General features: G+C 74.5%; 15 protein-coding genes. 9 read left to right on the top strand and 6 right to left on the bottom strand.

The window, feature by feature from the left end; all coding sequences use genetic code 11:
- Positions 1-36: 36 nt before the first annotated feature.
- From BM158_RS13425 to BM158_RS13415, 3 genes are read right to left on the bottom strand one after another with little or no spacing between them, the layout of a single operon-like run.
- Positions 37-1,245, bottom strand: coding sequence for an ABC transporter permease (locus BM158_RS13425; protein ID WP_091559719.1), 1,209 nt, complete (start codon positions 1,243-1,245; stop codon positions 37-39).
- Positions 1,242-1,931, bottom strand: coding sequence for an ABC transporter ATP-binding protein (locus BM158_RS13420; RefSeq protein WP_091559716.1), 690 nt, complete (start codon positions 1,929-1,931; stop codon positions 1,242-1,244). The genes BM158_RS13425 and BM158_RS13420 overlap by 4 nt, the downstream gene beginning before the upstream one ends.
- Positions 1,928-2,956, bottom strand: a complete 1,029-nt coding sequence (locus BM158_RS13415; RefSeq protein ID WP_091559713.1) for an efflux RND transporter periplasmic adaptor subunit — start codon at positions 2,954-2,956, stop codon at positions 1,928-1,930. Before BM158_RS13415 ends, BM158_RS13420 begins: the two co-directional genes overlap by 4 nt.
- Positions 2,957-3,144: 188 nt before the next feature.
- On the opposite strand from BM158_RS13415, the gene treZ reads away from it, so the two are divergent.
- Both treZ and BM158_RS13405 read left to right on the top strand, forming a co-directional pair.
- Positions 3,145-4,905 (top strand): malto-oligosyltrehalose trehalohydrolase, encoded by a 1,761-nt coding sequence (gene treZ / locus BM158_RS13410; protein ID WP_091559710.1) that lies wholly within the window; start codon positions 3,145-3,147, stop codon positions 4,903-4,905.
- Positions 4,902-5,627 (top strand): dihydrofolate reductase family protein, encoded by a 726-nt coding sequence (locus BM158_RS13405; RefSeq protein ID WP_091559706.1) that lies wholly within the window; start codon positions 4,902-4,904, stop codon positions 5,625-5,627. The genes treZ and BM158_RS13405 overlap by 4 nt, the downstream gene beginning before the upstream one ends.
- 60 nt (positions 5,628-5,687) lie before the next feature.
- Here BM158_RS13405 and BM158_RS13400 read toward each other — a convergent pair whose 3' ends face one another.
- Positions 5,688-6,308, bottom strand: coding sequence for a TasA family protein (locus BM158_RS13400; RefSeq protein WP_091559703.1), 621 nt, complete (start codon positions 6,306-6,308; stop codon positions 5,688-5,690).
- A 361-nt stretch (positions 6,309-6,669) separates the two neighbouring features.
- Here BM158_RS13400 and BM158_RS13395 point away from each other — a divergent pair, with 361 nt between their 5' ends.
- Together BM158_RS13395 and BM158_RS13390 are read left to right on the top strand one after the other, a co-directional pair.
- Positions 6,670-8,064, top strand: coding sequence for a sensor histidine kinase (locus BM158_RS13395; protein ID WP_091559702.1), 1,395 nt, complete (start codon positions 6,670-6,672; stop codon positions 8,062-8,064).
- Positions 8,061-8,759 (top strand): response regulator transcription factor, encoded by a 699-nt coding sequence (locus BM158_RS13390; protein WP_091559699.1) that lies wholly within the window; start codon positions 8,061-8,063, stop codon positions 8,757-8,759. The genes BM158_RS13395 and BM158_RS13390 overlap by 4 nt, the downstream gene beginning before the upstream one ends.
- Here BM158_RS13390 and BM158_RS13385 read toward each other — a convergent pair.
- A complete protein-coding gene (locus BM158_RS13385; RefSeq protein WP_091559696.1) occupies positions 8,721-9,593 on the bottom strand; it encodes a hypothetical protein in 873 nt (290 codons plus the stop codon). The two genes, BM158_RS13390 and BM158_RS13385, sit on opposite strands and share 39 nt — an antisense overlap.
- On the bottom strand, positions 9,590-10,462 hold the full coding sequence (locus BM158_RS13380; RefSeq protein ID WP_165628927.1) for a hypothetical protein: 873 nt from the start codon (positions 10,460-10,462) through the stop codon (positions 9,590-9,592). The genes BM158_RS13385 and BM158_RS13380 overlap by 4 nt, the downstream gene beginning before the upstream one ends.
- Positions 10,463-10,548: 86 nt before the next feature.
- Here BM158_RS13380 and BM158_RS13375 point away from each other — a divergent pair, with 86 nt between their 5' ends.
- The 5 genes from BM158_RS13375 (at position 10,549) to BM158_RS13355 (ending at position 15,329) form a co-directional block, all read left to right on the top strand.
- On the top strand, positions 10,549-11,121 hold the full coding sequence (locus tag BM158_RS13375; RefSeq protein WP_165628926.1) for a signal peptidase I: 573 nt from the start codon (positions 10,549-10,551) through the stop codon (positions 11,119-11,121).
- 43 nt (positions 11,122-11,164) lie between these two features.
- On the top strand, positions 11,165-12,253 hold the full coding sequence (locus tag BM158_RS13370; RefSeq protein WP_091559683.1) for an ATP-dependent DNA ligase: 1,089 nt from the start codon (positions 11,165-11,167) through the stop codon (positions 12,251-12,253).
- Positions 12,254-12,318: 65 nt separating this feature from the next.
- On the top strand, positions 12,319-13,887 hold the full coding sequence (locus tag BM158_RS13365) for an alpha/beta hydrolase (RefSeq protein WP_229827418.1): 1,569 nt from the start codon (positions 12,319-12,321) through the stop codon (positions 13,885-13,887).
- Positions 13,888-13,929: 42 nt separating this feature from the next.
- A complete protein-coding gene (locus BM158_RS13360) occupies positions 13,930-15,018 on the top strand; it encodes a DNA polymerase domain-containing protein (protein WP_091559676.1) in 1,089 nt (362 codons plus the stop codon).
- Positions 15,019-15,125: 107 nt separating this feature from the next.
- Positions 15,126-15,329 carry a cold-shock protein gene (locus BM158_RS13355; protein WP_091062538.1) on the top strand — a complete coding sequence of 68 codons (204 nt, stop codon included), beginning with the start codon at positions 15,126-15,128 and terminating at the stop codon, positions 15,327-15,329.
- The last annotated feature ends 87 nt before the right edge of the window (positions 15,330-15,416 follow it).

The raw sequence follows: 15,416 nt of genomic DNA, 5'->3' as shown, positions 1-15,416 counted from the left end.
GACGCTCCGCCCGCCCACCGGGCGGGCGGAGCGCCGTCAGTAGCGGATGGCGTCGATGACCTTGACGCGGACGGCGACCAGGGCCGGCAGCAGACCGGCCAGCGCCCCGACCCCGGCCGCGGCGACCAGGCCCTCGACTGCGGCCTGGACGGGGAAGCCCGGGACGTCGGCCAGCGGGACGCCGCCGTTGAACCAGTCGGCGACGGGCAGGTTGCGCACCACGACCACGGCCAGCCCCACGGCCACGACCCCGGCGAGCAGGGTCGCGACGACCGACTCGAGCATGATCGCGGCGAACACCCGGCCGGAGGTGGCGCCGAAGGACCGGCGGATGCCGATCTCCCGGATGCGCTGGCGCACGGCCATCATCCCGACGTTGAAGACGCCGAGCCCACCGAGCAGCAGGACGACCGCGCCCGCGCCGCGGATGGCCAGCCGGAGGGTGGCCAGGCCGTCGGCGACCCCCGGTGAGTCCAGCCGGTAGGCGCTGACCTGGTACCCGGGCAGCACCCGGCCCAGGTCGTTGGTCAGCGCGGTGACGACGTCGTCCACCTGGGCCGGCGGCACCCACAGCTCCAGCGAGCTGCCGCCCCCGTAGCCACCCGGGCCCTGGCCGCGACCCGGCGTCCCGGACTCGTCGATCCGGTAGACGACCGGGTAGTCGCCGCCGTCGTTCTTCACGACCCCGACGACGGTCGCGGTCACCGGCTCCGCGCCGCCGAGGACGACCGCGCGCGGTCCGGTGAAGGGTCCCCCGCCGAGCTGGTCCAGGACGAACTCGTTGACCACCAGCGCCGGGGACAGCGAGCTGCGGTCGGCGTCGACGAACCAGCGGCCGGCGATCGGCTCGATGCGGTGCAGGAACCCGTAGGACGGCGACACGTCCATCGTCTGCAGCTGCTGGGTGCCGGCCGGGAACCGCACCAGGGCGTCGGTGTAGGCGATGGAGGCGTACTGCGTGATGCCGTAGCGGGTGAGCAGGTCGCCGACCGCGGTGTCCCACTCGGCGCCGTCGGCCGCCGTGCCGGTCGCGACGTCGTAGGCCGACACCGACACGGTGGCCGAGCGGCCGCCGTACCGCTCGGCCTGCTCCTGCTGCACCTGGGTGACGATCAGGCCCAGCGCGGTCACGCCGGTCATCGCGAACACGGCCAGGAAGACCCCGACCAGGGAGAGCACGACGCGGGCCTTGTGCACCCGTACCTCGCTCCACGCCTCGGCGAGCGTGCCCAGCAGGCCGATCACGCGGGCACCCCGGCGGTGAGCCGGCCGGCCGCCAGCCTCAGCTGCCGGTCGGCGAGCGCGGCGATGGCCGGGTCGTGGGTGATGGTGATCAGCGCCGCCCCCTGTTCGGCGGTCGCCTCGGCGAGCAGGGCCATGACGGCGCGGCCGGTCTCGACGTCCAGCGCGCCGGTGGGCTCGTCGGCGAGCACGACCCGAGGACGGCGGACCAGCGCGCGGGCGATGGCCACCCGCTGCTGCTCCCCACCGGACAGCTTCTCCGGGATGGTGTCCAGGCGGGCGCCGAGACCCACCCGGTCCAGCATCTCGGCGGCCGTGCGGCGGCGGGTGAGGAAGGCCCGGCCGCGGGCGTAGAGCAGCGGTGCGGCGACGTTCTCGACCGCGGTGCGGCGGGGCAGCAGGTTGAACTGTTGGAAGACGAAGCCGAAGCACTCCCCGCGCAGCCGGGCCCGGCGCCGGCCCCGCAGCCGGGCGGTGTCCTGGCCGTCGAGCAGGTAGGCCCCCGACGTCGGGGAGTCCAGCAGGCCCAGCACGTTGAGCAGGGTGGACTTGCCCGAGCCGGAGCGGCCGACGACGGCGACGTGCTCGCCGGCGTCCACGGCGAGGTCGACGCCGGTGAGGATGGGCAGCACCCCGCCGTCGGGGAGCCGGACCTCGCGGCCGACCCCGGTGAGCTCGAGCTGGCTCATCCGCCGAACCCGCCCATGCCGCCGTCCACGACCGTGTCGTCGGGCACCGGCACGAACTCCAGCACCTGGTCGCCCTCGGCGACCCCGCCGGTGATCTGCACCAGGCTGCCGTCGTTGAGGCCCAGGGTCACCGGCGTCTCGACCGGGTCCCCGCCGTCGGGGCCGGCCAGCCAGACGGTGCCGTTCTGCACCGAGCCCTGGACGGCGGTGATCGGCAGGGTGAGCACGTCGGCGGCGGTGCCGGCGTCGACGTCGACGGTGGCCGCCATACCGGGGAACACCGCGGTGCCGGCGGGCACCGAGCAGCGGGCGGTGGTGCCGGGGGCGCCGGAGGTGCCGCCCGAGGGGTCCCCGCCGGTGGACGGGTCGGTGCCCGACGTCGACGTGGCGGCGCCGAGGGCCAGCCCGGCGCAGGTAAAGGGGGCCGGGCCACCCTGCACGGTCACCTCGGCGGTGGTCGGCGGCGCGAGCAGCCGGAACTGCTCGTCCTGGGTGAGGGTCGCGGTGATGGACAGCGTGCCCGGGGACAGCTCGCCCACGGTGTCGCCGACGGCCACCACCTGGTCCACCAGCGCCGTCATCGCCGTCAGGGTGCCGGCCGAGGCGGCCTTGACCGTGGTCGTGGTGACCAGCGGCTCGCGCGGGGTGACCACGGTGTTGCCGTCGGCGTCGGTGCTGGTCACCGGGTCGCGCTCGGTCTCCGAGCGGATCTCCAGCACCGGCTGGCCGGCGGTGACGGCGGCGCCCTGGGCGGCGAGCACCCGGCGGACGGTGCCGGCCGCGGTGGCCCGCACCGGCGTGGCCGGGTCGGCGGCGACGGTGCCCTGCACCGACACCACGTTGCTCACCGTGCCCAGGGACACCGGCACCAGCGGGCTGGCCAGGTCGACCGGCGGCGCCTCCGAGGGGCCCGAGGCCTGCTCGGTGGCCGGGCCGCGGAAGGCCAGCACCGCGAGGGCGACGGCGATCACCACCCACACCAGCAGTCGGAGGGTCGGCAGGACCACGGAACGCAGGGCTCTCATCGCGGCTCGTCTCGGTCGGCGGGTCGGCTGCGCAGCAAGCTAGCCGCCCGGCGAGGCCTTGGGGTCCTCCCGGAGTCCGATACGACGCCGTGTCGGGTCGTCCCCGGGGATGACCAGGCCCACGGTTGGCCGTCGCCGTCCCGGGCATGGACGCCCCGACCACCCCGTGCACCTCTGGAGGACCCCGCATGCCCCCGGCCCAGCCCACCGAGTTCGCCGTCTGGGCACCCCTCCCCGAACGGGTCCGCCTCCAGCTCGACGACGAGGTCCACCCGATGACCCGGGACGACGACGGCTGGTGGCGCACCGTCGTCGACGCCGCGCCGGAGGCCGACTACGGCTTCCTGCTCGACGACACCACCCCGGCCCGGCCCGACCCGCGCGGTCGCCGCCAGCCCGACGGCGTGCACGGGCTCTCCCGCCGCTTCGACCCGGCCGCGCACACCTGGGGCGACCGGGCGTGGACCGGCCGGCCGCTGGCCGGGAGCAGCGTCTACGAGCTGCACCTGGGCACCTTCACCCCCGAGGGCACCCTCGACGCCGCCGCGGCGAAGCTGGACCACCTGGTCGACCTCGGCGTCGGCTTCGTCGAGCTGCTGCCGGTGAACGGGTTCAACGGAACGCACAACTGGGGCTACGACGGCGTCGCCTGGTACGCGGTGCAGGAGACCTACGGCGGGCCGGCGGCCTACCAGCGGTTCGTCGACGCCTGCCACCAGCGGGGGCTGGGCGTCATCCAGGACGTCGTCTACAACCACCTCGGCCCGTCGGGGAACTACCTGCCCGAGTTCTTCCCGGTCTTCAGCGAGGGCGGGGCGAACACCTGGGGCGACTCGGTCAACCTGTCCGGCCCGCACTCCGACGAGGTGCGCCGGTACATCATCGACAACGCGCTGATGTGGCTGGGCGACATGCACGTCGACGGCCTGCGGCTGGACGCCGTGCACGCCCTGGTCGACGAGCGCGCCACGCACGTGCTGGAGGAGCTGGCCGCCGAGGTCGACGCGCTGTCGGTCGCCGTCGGCCGGCCGCTGACCCTCATCGCCGAGAGCGACCTCAACGACCCGCGGATGGTGACCCCGCGCGCCTCGGGCGGGCTGGGCATGACCGCGCAGTGGAGCGACGACTTCCACCACAGCCTGCACGCCGTTCTCACCGGAGAGGGCCAGGGCTACTACCGCGACTTCGCCGACGCCGGCCTCGCCGGGCTGGCCAAGGTGCTCACCGGTGCCTTCCTGCACGACGGCGCCTGGTCGTCGTTCCGCAAGCGGCACCACGGCCGGCCGGTGGACACCACCCGGCTGCCCGGCTGGAAGTTCCTGGCCTACCTGCAGGACCACGACCAGATCGGCAACCGGGCCACCGGTGACCGCATCTCGGCGACCCTGTCCCCCGCGCAGCTCGCCGTCGGCGCCACCATCACGCTGACCAGCCCGTTCACCCCGATGCTGTTCATGGGCGAGGAGTGGGGCGCGAGCACCCCGTGGCAGTTCTTCACCAGCCACCCCGAGCCCGAGCTGGGCAAGGCCACCGCCGAGGGCCGGATCGGGGAGTTCGCCGAGCACGGCTGGGACGCCGCGGAGGTGCCCGACCCGCAGGACCCGCAGACCTTCACCCGCTCGAAGCTGGACTGGTCCGAGCTCGACCGCGACCCGCACGCCGGGCTGCTGCGGGTGCACACCGACCTGCTGGCGCTGCGGCGGGCCCACCCGGAGCTGGTCGACGCCGACCTCACCCGGGTCGCGGTCGACCACGACGAGGCCGAGCGCTGGCTGGTGGTCCGCCGCGGCTCGCTGCGCGTGGTGGCCAACCTGGCCGACGAGCCGCGCACCGTGGACCTGGACGCCGCCCCCACCGAGGTGCTGTTCGCCACCGGTGAGCTGCCCGGCCTGGACGGCGCGACGGTCACGCTGCCCGCGCACTCGGCGGCCGTGCTGGCCACCCGGTGAGGGGTCTGGTCCCGCCGAGCGGGTCCCGGCTGGACGACACAGCGGTCACCGAGGCGTACCGGCCGCCGGACGGCCGGTTCGTCCGGGCGAACTTCGTGCACGCCCTGGACGGCGCCAGCAGCGTCGACGGCGTCTCGGCCGGGTTGGGCTCGGACGCCGACCAGCGCGTGTTCACCGTGCTGCGGGCGTGGTGCGACGCCGTCCTCGTCGGGCACGGCACCGCCGCGGCGGAGGGGTACGGCCCGCTGGAGGCCGACTCCGACGTCGGCCGGCTGCGCACCGCACTGGGCCGCCCGGCCACCGCCCCGGTCGTGGTGGTGTCGAAACGGGCCTCGCTGTCCCCCGGTGACCGCCTCGCGGTACCCGGGACCTGGCTGGTCACCTGCGGCTCCTCCGACGCCGACCGGCGCGCGGCGCTGACCGACGCCGGCGTCCGGGTGCTGGTCAGCGGGGACGACGACGTCGACCTGGCCGCGGCCCTGGACGCGCTGGCCGCCGAGGGCATCGAGTCGGTGCTCTGCGAGGGCGGGCCGTCGCTGTTCCGCGACGCGGTCGCCGCCGGGCTGGTCGACGAGCTGTGCCTGACCACCGCGCCCCTGCTGACCGGCGGCGCACCCGGGGTGCTCGGCGGGAACGCGCTGCCCGCCCCGGTGCAGGCCCGCCTGGTGCAGCTGCTCGAGGAGGACGGCGTCCTCGTCGCCCGCTACGCCCTCACCCGCTGACGGCACGGGCGGGTGGTCCGGCCGGAGCCGGACCACCCGCCCTGTCGTGCGCGCGTGCGATCAGGCCTGGTCAAGCCGGTAGTCGATCCCAAAGCTTACCGAGTCCGACTGCACCAGGTTGTTGTCCGCCCGATCCGGCAGGGTCACCGTGACCACGGCGCAGAAGCCCTCACCGGCAGGAACGGCCTGGTCCCGCGCGACCGCGCCGTCGAACTGAGCGAAGGTCGGCGGGCTGAAGGAACTGGGCACATCGCGGTCCTCGCACTCTTCACGGGTCGCCGGACCGTAGATCGCAGAACCGGTCAGCTGGTCGACCAGCTCCCCCGCACCCGGCTGCGTGTCGTCGCACGAGGTGTCGTTGGCACCGTTGCGCTGCTCGGCCGGGACACAGCCGTTCTCCAGGTCGGACAGAATGCGGAAGGTGGCCGTCACCGTGCCCGGGAGGTTTCCCGCGTTCTCCACGTAGAACTGGTAGTCGACGGTGTCACCCGGGGCGAGGTTCTCGATCACGGCTTCGTCGCTGACGACGTTGCCATCGCGCTGGAGGTACAGGGTCCCGGCCTGAGCGCCCGAGACATCGCTGGAGTCCTGGTCGCTGAAGGCGGCGAAGGTGCCGCTGGCGCCGAAGGCGACGAGGGCCGCGCCACCCATGGCGGCCGAGGCGAGGACGATCTTCTTCACGGTGCTCTCCTGACGTGTTCGCCGCTCTGCGACGCCTGCTCGCCGGCCCCTGCTCGGCGAATGCGTCGAGGTTCGCCTCACGCACAGCACACCCACATCGTCAGTTCTGAGGATCGTCAGCCGTCCGTGTCGAGAGTCGCTACGCAACAGTTCCGCATCGTCACTCTGGGCTCATGGACTGTCCCCTGATCGTGTGATGTGGTTCGCACCGACCACGGGGGGTCGGTTGATGCGGGGAAGCTGGAGGTCGCGCGGGGTGCGCGGCCGCTCGTCGAGCTCGGTCCGTCGCGCAGCGGTGCGCGCCGGCGAAGTCGTCGCCGGGCGCGGTGGGGCCGTCCTCGGTGTCGCTGGGGTACTCCTGGTGGTCGCGCCGTGGGACGACCGGCACCAGCTGCTCGTGCTGGCTGCCTCGTTGGCCTTCCTCGCCGCCGGGGCAGCCCACCTGATGCGGGGCCGGCTGACCGGGAGCGGCAGCAGCCGCCAGCTCGGTGCCGCGCTGGTGATCCTCGGGCTGCACCTGCCTGCGTCCTTCGTCGTCCGCGTCCTCCTCGACGGCGACGCAGCCGTCCTCGCCCGGGCCACCGAGGCCGCCATGGTCGCGGCGGCCGCGGTGTGCGCGCTCCGCGCCCTCGTCCCCCGGGCCCCGGCCGTGCTGCGGCGAGGACTCGTCGCCGCCGTGACCGGCATCGCCGTCCTGCTCCTGGGGCTGCTCGGCTCGTCCGACCCCGGCACCGTACGTGGCGCATTGGCGGCCGGGTTCCTCGGCGCGGCCCTGCTCTGGGCGGCCGTCGCCGTGGTCGCCGACCGCGCCGACCCCCTCGGCGACAGCGGACGGGCGTCGTCGCAAGCGGTCGCGCTCGTCGCTGCTGCCCTCGCCATCGGCACCGCGTGCACCGGGGTGTCGGCCGTTGTCCCGCCCGGTCCGCTGGTGGGTGGCCTGGTCGACCTGTTGCTCCTCGGGGCCGGCGTCCTCGCCGCCGCAGCGGCCCTCCGTCGCATCGGGGACGCCCTGGACGGGCAGGAGCGGTACGTTGCCGGGCTGGTCGAGCAGCTGGCACAGCACGAGCTCGTGCTGCAGCAGACGAGGGGCTGCCTGCACGACGCGCGCGCCGCCCTGGCCGGCATCCAGGCAGCCACGTCCGCGTCCCACCACCCCGCCGTCCGGTCCGATCCCCGACGGCGCCAGCAGCTGGAACGCGCGACCGCCGACGAGATGCGCCGGCTCCAACGCATGCTGCGCATGCCCGAGCGCCCTGCAGCCGTGGCCGAGGTGGACCTCGACGTCCTCCTGTCCAGCCTGGTGACGGTGCACCGCGAACGCGGCCTGCGGGTGCGGTGGGACGGCGGAACAGGCACGCCGGTGCGCACCGATGGCGACGCCGTCGCCGTGATCGTCGGCAACCTCCTCGGCAACGCGCTGGTGCATGCCCCGGGCGCCCTGGTGGAGGTCCGGGTCCGCGTAGCAGAGGTACTGACCATCCAGGTCAGCGACGACGGCCCCGGCCTGACCGACCTGCAGCGGCTCGGTGCGTTCGAGGCCGGCGCACGGCGGGACGGCAGCCCGGGTGAGGGCATCGGCCTCGCCCTGTCCCGCGACCTCGCCCGCCGGCACGGCGGCGACCTCGTCTCGCGGCCGGCGACCGCCGGCGCGACGTTCCGGCTCACCCTGCCGGTCCATCCGCTACCCGTCCCCGTCGAGCCGCTGCCGGGCACCGGCGTGGTCGACGGCCGCACCGGGCTGAGGCTGGCCGGGTGACCGGGTCGGTGCTCGTGGTGGACGACCACGTGCTGTTCGCGCAGTCGGTCTCCTACGCGCTCGAGACCGGCGGCGCAGTCGTCGAGGTGGTGACCCCCTCCTCGGCAGCCGCAGTGCTGGACGCCTGCCGCTCCGCCGCGCCCGCGACCGTGCTGCTGGACCTGCACCTGGGCGACGACCTCGACGGCCTGGACCTCATCGAACCCATCGTCTCCGTCGGCTGCAGGGTCCTGGTCCTCACCGGCGAGCAGGGGGACGACGTCTGGGGGACGGCGCTCGAGCAGGGCGCATCGGTGGTTCTGCCGAAGGACGTGGACGTCGACGAGCTCGCCCGCACCGTGCGGCGTGTGCAGACCGGGGAAGACGTCGTCGACCCCGGGCGCAGGCATGCCCTGCTCGCCGCCGCTCGGCACACCCGCGCCGGAGTCGCCGAGCGCCTCGCGGTGTTCGAGCACCTGACACCGCGCGAGGCAGAGGTGCTCCGCCACCTCGCTGCCGGTCTACCGGCCGCCGCGATCGCCTCGTCGGCGCACGTGAGCGAGGCAACCGTGCGGACGCAGATCAGGGCTGTGCTGAGCAAGCTCGGTGTCCAGTCCCAGCTGCAGGCCGTGGCCGCCGCCCGGCGAGCCGGCTGGCTGGACCGGCCGGAGCCCGGCTCAGCTCGCCGGGTCGGGCGCCGGCTCCTCGGTCGCTGACGTCCCCGTCTCGGCAGGGGGCTCCTCGCCTGCGTCGTCGGACCCGGTCGAGGGCGGCGCGTCGCCGACGGGTGTCTCAGCAGCCCTCGGTTCCTCCGCAGCCGGCGGAGGTGAGGTCCCGGCCTCCGGCGCGGCGCCGGGCCCGGGCGCCGTCTCGACGCCGGGGGACGCACCGCTGACCGGAGGTGCTGCAGGCGAGGAGGAGCCGCCTCCCCCGACCGGCTCCTCCCCCACCGATGCACCCGGGTCGTCGGCAGTCGAGCGGCCCCCCTCGTCCGCACCCCCGTCCTCGGCAACCAGCCGGACGGGCACGTCGACCAGGTCGGAGAACCCACCGGGGACCTGCGCGACCCGGATGCGGAGCAGGCCGAGGACATCCTCCGTGCCGACGCCCTCGGCGGCCGCGACCGCGAGGCGGTGCGCCCCGGGTCCTTGCCCGGCCCCGATCACCTGGGCCGGGGCGCACTTGGCCACCGACCGGACCACGGCGCCGGAAGCGACGTCGAGCACAACGCCGTTCATGGCGCCGGCCTCCCCGGCGCAGCCGGGTTCCCCGTTCACCGGGAGCAGCTGCACCGAGAGCTCCCACCGGAGCTGCCCGGTCACCGTGACCTCCACGTCCCCGCCGTCCTCCAGTGCCGGTGGCGACGTCGGCTGACCGTCCGCACCGTCGAGCTGGACGTCGAGGGACAGGACGGCGGCCTGCGCCGCGCCGTCGACGACCGCCTGGTCCGACAGCAGAGCCAGCGTCGACGACCGGTTCGCATCGGGGGCACCGGCCAGGACGACCGCCAGCACGCCGACGGACAGGACACCCATCTGTCGGCCCCTCATGCCCGCTCCCCCCGACGTCGTCGCAGGACCAGGAACAGCAACCAGAGCAGGACGGTGGTCCCCAGCAGCAGGGCCGCCAGGGCCAACGGGTCGTCGAGCAACCGCTCAGCCGACTCGGACTGCACGTCGGTGCCCTCCGCGCCGACCGAGACGTCAGCGGTCGCCTCGCCCACCGGACGTTCCACGGATCCGGTAGCGGACCGGTCGGTCACCGCGCCCGGGGCGGCACCCCCGACGACCCGACTCGTGCCACCTGGGCCACCGGCGACCGTGCTGGCGTCACCGTTCCCGGCCTCGACGGGGGACGCAACACCCGAGGACAGCTGCCCCGGGCCCGTCGCCACCACCGGCGGGGCCGCGGCCCCGACCTCCGCGCCCGGCCCGCCCGCCACGAGGAACAGAGAGATGTCCAACGCGTCGGACTGCGCGAGGTCGTCGTCGGGCCCGCCCGGGAAGTCGATCGTCAGGACCAGGCACTCGGGGCCGAGGATGTCCACCCGGGCGGCACCCGACCCCATCAGGTCCAGCGGCTGGGCCGCTGTTGCCGGTACGCACGACCCACCCTCGTACCGGCCGGCAGCGACGGCGGCCGACACCATCGAGGCAAGATCGCCCCCGTCGTCGTCGCACGAGGTGTCGCCGGCCGCGAGCTCCGGCCGGAGGCAACCGTTCTCCTGCTGGTCGAGCGAGGCCACCGAGACGGCGAGCTGGTCTGCGCGGGACGCCCATGCATCGGGGAGGTCGACCGTGGTGCTCCACTGCGCCCCCGGCACCAGAGCGACATCCGCCTGCGCGGGGACGGGGACGAGGACGACCGACGCGGCCAACACCAGGCTCCCGAGCACGCGGACCGGGAGGCATGACGGCACCCCGACAGGGTGGTGCTCGAGTAGCCGGTCGGGCATCGTCAGTTTCGATGATGCGGTTGATCGCCGGTGTCGCCCAGCATCGTGGCGTGCGATCTGCCGTGCGGTACCTCCGGCTGGTCCTCGCCTGGGTCCTGGGTCTCGTCCTGCTCGGCACCACCGCGACCGCACTCGGTGTGGCCGTCTACCCGCAGGTGACGGGCGGGCAGGCCCTGGCGGTGCTGAGCGGGAGCATGGAGCCGGGCATCCCCGTGGGCGGGATGGTCTTCACCCAACCGGTCGACCCGGACGAGGTCGCTGTCGGCCAGGTCATCACCTTCGTGCGGCCCGGCGGCGCCGGCGAGCTGGTCACCCACCGCGTGGTCGGGGTGGACACCACTGGCCTCGAACCCGCCTTCACGACGCGGGGTGACGCCAACGACGTGGCCGACCTGGAGCCGGTCCCGGCGTCCGCGGTGGTGGGTACCCCTCGCTGGGTGGTGCCTGAACTGGGGCGCCAGGCCGCCGTGCTGCACAGCCCGAAGGGCTTGGGCGCGCTGGTCCTCCTGGTCTGCGCCGTCGTCGCGCTGGCGCCCGGTCGGCCGTCCCTCCAGGAGTCGGCAGACCCTGCGGGCGACGCCGAGCGACCCGACGAGGTGCGTCCGCCGCTGCGGTTGGTCTGAGCGGCCCGCTACGCCATCGCCCCGTGCCTGCTTGACTGCACGGGTGGACCTGCCCGTGATGCCCCCGGTCAAGCCGATGCTGGCGAAGGCGGCGACGACGGTGCCCGAGGGCGACTTCTTCTACGAGCCCAAGTGGGACGGCTTCCGCTGCATCGTCTTCCGCGACGGCGACGAGGTGGAGCTGGGCAGCCGCAACGAGCGCCCGCTCACCCGCTACTTCCCCGAGGTGGTCGAGGCGGTCAAGGCGCAGCTGCCCGAGCGGTGCGTCGTGGACGGCGAGATCGTCGTGCCGCGCGGCGACCGGCTGCACTTCGAGTCCCTGCTGCAGCGCATCCACCCGGCGAAGTCGCGGGTGGACAAGCTGGCCGCGGAGACCCCGGCGTCCTTCCTGGCCTTCGACGTCCTGGCCCTGGGCGACGAGTCGCTGCTCGAGGCCCCGTTCCGGGAGCGGCAGGCCCGGCTGCGCGAGGCGCTGGCCGGCGTGCAGGCACCCGTGCACGTCACCACGCTGACCACCGACGCCGAGGTCGCCCGCCGCTGGTTCGACGAGTTCGAGGGCGCGGGTCTGGACGGCGTGGTCGCCAAGCCCGCCGACTCCCCCTACGCCCCCGACCAGCGCCTGATGACCAAGGTCAAGCACGTGCGGACGGCGGACGTCGTGGTGGCCGGGTTCCGCTGGCACAAGACCTCCACGCCGGAGAAGCCGCTGGTGGGGTCGCTGCTGCTGGGCCTGCACCGCGACGGCGAGCTGCAGCACATCGGCGTGGCCGCCTCCTTCACCACCAAGCGCCGCGGCGAGCTGGTCGAGGAGCTCGCCCCGTACCGCACCACCGCCCTGGACGAGCACCCCTGGGGCGGCTGGGCCAACGCGCAGGCCGAGTGGTCCGAGGGCCACCCCGGGCAGCGGATGCCGGGGGCGCAGAGCCGCTGGAACGCCGGCAAGGACCTGTCCTGGGTGCCGCTGCGACCCGAGCTGGTGGTCGAGATCCGCTACGACCAGCTGGAGGGCCAGCGGCTGCGGCACACCGGGCAGTTCCAGCGCTGGCGGCCGGACAAGGACCCCGCCGACTGCACCTACGACCAGCTCGACGTGCCGGTCCGGTACGACCTCGCGGAGGTCCTGGGGGGCTGAGAGATGGGGCACGAGGGACCGACGGGACGGGCGTGACGGCCCGGGGCCTCCTAGGGTGGTCCACCGTGAGTGCCCCGTCCCGCCGTCCCGCCGTCCTGGTGGCGCTGCTGTCCGTCGTCCTCGTGGTGCTGTCGGCCTGCTCGTCCTCCGACTCCCCCGACGACGCCGCGACCAGCTCCTCGGCCGCGCCGACCACGCCGACCGAGCCGTCGGTGGCGCCGGTGGAGTGGACCGACTGCACCGCCGACATCGCGCCGATCATCGCCGGGCGCCCCGGCGCCGACCGGCCGCTGACCTTCGGCTGCGGGCAGATCGAGGTGCCGCTGTCCTACGACGACCCGACCGGGCCCACCCTGTCGCTGTTCGCCGTGCGGGCCGTCTCGGGCACCCAGGCCGACCGCATCGGCTCCCTGGTGGTCAACCCCGGCGGCCCGGGCCTGTCGGCCACCGACGCCGCCGTGCAGTCCGCGCTCACCCTGCCCGACGCCGTGCTGGCCCGCTTCGACGTCGTCGGCGTCGACCCCCGCGGCGTGGGTCTGTCCCAGCCGGTCACGTGCATCGACGACGCGACCAAGGACGAGCTCACCGCCGCCGAGCCGCGGCCGACCACGGCCGACCAGCTGGACGCCGCCTTCGGGCTCGCCGACGACGTCGCCGCCGGCTGCGTGGACGAGTACGGCGAGGGCCTGGGCGCCTTCTCCACCGTCGACTCCGCCCGCGACCTCGACGTCGTCCGGCAGGCCGTCGGCGACGAGCAGCTGACGTACCTGGGCTACAGCTACGGCACCACCCTCGGCTCCACCTACGCCGAGCTGTTCCCCGACGAGGTCCGCGCGCTGGTGCTCGACGGCGCGGTCGACCCCGACGCCAGCCGGCAGGACGCCGCCGAGGCCCAGGCCCAGGGCTTCGAGGCGGCCTTCGACGCCTTCGCCGCGAACTGCACCTCGCTGGTCAGCGGCTGCCCGGTCGGCGCCGACCCGCGCACGGCGGTCAACGACCTGCTCACCCAGGCCGAGACCGCGCCCATCCCGTCCAGCCGGGAGGGCGAGACCCGTCAGGCCACCCCCGGCCTGGTGCTGGCCGCCGTCCGGTCCGCGCTGTACAACCCGGCCGCCTGGCCGCAGCTGGCCCAGTCGCTGGCCGCCGCGCAGCAGGGCGACTCCGCCGGCGTCCTCACCCTGGCCGACACCTTCACCGGCCGGGCCGACGACGGCACCTACACCAACACCATCGACGCCAACATCACCGTCAGCTGCGCGGACACCGACGAGGACTACTCGCAGTCCGACGTGCGCACCCTGGTCGCCGACTGGGGCACCCGGTACCCGCTGTTCGGCGCCGACGCCGCGCTGTCGCTGTACACCTGCACCCCGTGGGACGCCCCGCGCACCCCGCTGCCCGACCGCGACGCCGAGGGCGCCGCGCCGATCCTGGTGATCGGCACCCAGGGCGACCCGGTGACGCCGTTGCCCGGTGCGGTGGACATGGCCGAGGACCTGACCTCGGGCGTGCTGCTGACCTGGCAGGGCAGCGGGCACACCGCCTACCCGAAGTCGCAGTGCGTCACCGACGCGGTCAACGCCTACCTCGTCGACCTGGCCGCGCCCACCGCCGACCTGACCTGCCCCGCCTGACCGGCTCGCACCCACCCGCCCGTCCGGCCCTAGGGTTCCGGGATGGCCCGCACCGCACCCGTCGTCCTCGAGGTCGGTGACCACGAGGTCCGGGTCTCCAGCCCGGACCGCGTGGTCTACGACGCCACCGACCGCACCCCGGCGTTCACCAAGCTCGACGTCTGCCGGTACGCCGCCGAGGTCGGCGCGGTGTGGCTGGCCAGCATCGGCGGCCGGCCGACGGCCATGGAGCGCTGGCCCGACGGCTGGCACGAGGGCATGCGGCTGGCCACCGGCCCCGGCGACAAGGACGCCGACGGCTTCTACCAGAAGCGCCTCCCCCGGGGCGCGCCCGACTTCGTGCCGACCGCACGGGTGGCCTTCCCCAGCGGCCGCACCGCAGACCTGCTCTGCCCCTCCCAGCCCGCCGACCTGGTCTGGGCCGCGCAGATGGGGACGCTGACCTTCCACCCCTGGCCGGTCCGGGTGCCCGAGGTCGACTCCCCCGACGAGCTGCGGCTGGACCTGGACCCGCAGCCGGGCACCGGGTTCGCCGACGCCCGCCGGGTGGCCGGTGTCGCCCGCGAGCTGCTCGAGGAGCTGGGCCTCACCGGCTACGCGAAGACCAGCGGCAACCGGGGCGTGCACGTCTACGTGCGGATCGCCACCGGGCACAGCTTCGAGGACGTCCGGCACGCCGCGATCGGCTTCGGCCGGGAGCTGGAGCGCCGCGACGGCGGGGTCACCACCGCGTGGTGGAAGGAGGAGCGCGGCGAGCGGGTGTTCGTCGACTTCAACCAGAACAACCGCGACCGCACCATCGCCGGTGCCTGGAGCCCCCGCGCCCGGCCCGGGGCGCCGGTGAGCACCCCGCTGACCTGGGCCCAGCTGGCCGAGCTGGACGACCCGGCCGAGCTGAACCTGGCCACCGTCCCGGAGCGGCTGGCCGACGGCGATCCGTGGGCCGGGATGGACGACGTCGCCCACGACCTGGCACCGCTGCTGCGGCTGTGGGAGACCCTGCCCGGCGGCGAGCTCAACTTCCCGCCGGACTACCCGAAGATGCCCGGTGAGCCGCCGCGGGTGCAGCCGAGCAAGAAGGTCGCCGCGCACTGGGACGCCGAGGGCAACCGGGTCGACACACCCTCCTGAGGGGTGCCCGTGCACGGGGGACTGGACAGGTGTGGTTAGGGTTCAGACGTCGGGAAGGCTCTGTAAGTGGCAGGACCCCGACGTACGACCTCAGCTAGGAGCGAGCAATGCCCGAAGGAACTGTGAAGTGGTTCAACGCGGAGAAGGGGTTCGGCTTCGCCACCCCTGACGGCGGCGGCCCGGACGTCTTCGTCCACTACTCGGCGATCCAGACCAGCGGGTACCGCTCGCTCGACGAGGGTCAGCGCATCTCGTTCGACGTCGAGCAGGGCCAGAAGGGCCCGCAGGCTGCGAACGTCAACCCGCTCTGAACCACTGAGCGGGGGCTGATCCCAGCCACCTGAACCACCGGCAGCGCCCCCCGACCTCACGGTCGGGGGGCGCTGCTGCGTCTACGG

The organism is Klenkia taihuensis (genome assembly GCF_900112525.1).
Taxonomy (GTDB): Bacteria; Actinomycetota; Actinomycetes; order Mycobacteriales; family Geodermatophilaceae; genus Klenkia; species Klenkia taihuensis.
Note: the sequence above shows the minus strand (reverse complement) of the source record. Positions and strands in the feature narration are given on the sequence as shown.

What these genes read in the sequence shown, in the direction of transcription:
- BM158_RS13420 (WP_091559716.1), bottom strand. Translation starts at nt 1,931, where the DNA reads ATGAGCCAGCTCGAGCTCACCGGGGTCGGCCGCGAGGTCCGGCTCCCC.
- BM158_RS13415 (WP_091559713.1), bottom strand. Translation starts at nt 2,956, where the DNA reads ATGAGAGCCCTGCGTTCCGTGGTCCTGCCGACCCTCCGACTGCTGGTG.
- treZ (WP_091559710.1), top strand. Translation starts at nt 3,145, where the DNA reads ATGCCCCCGGCCCAGCCCACCGAGTTCGCCGTCTGGGCACCCCTCCCC.
- BM158_RS13385 (WP_091559696.1), bottom strand. Translation starts at nt 9,593, where the DNA reads ATGAGGGGCCGACAGATGGGTGTCCTGTCCGTCGGCGTGCTGGCGGTC.
- BM158_RS13360 (WP_091559676.1), top strand. Translation starts at nt 13,930, where the DNA reads ATGGCCCGCACCGCACCCGTCGTCCTCGAGGTCGGTGACCACGAGGTC.
- BM158_RS13355 (WP_091062538.1), top strand. Translation starts at nt 15,126, where the DNA reads ATGCCCGAAGGAACTGTGAAGTGGTTCAACGCGGAGAAGGGGTTCGGC.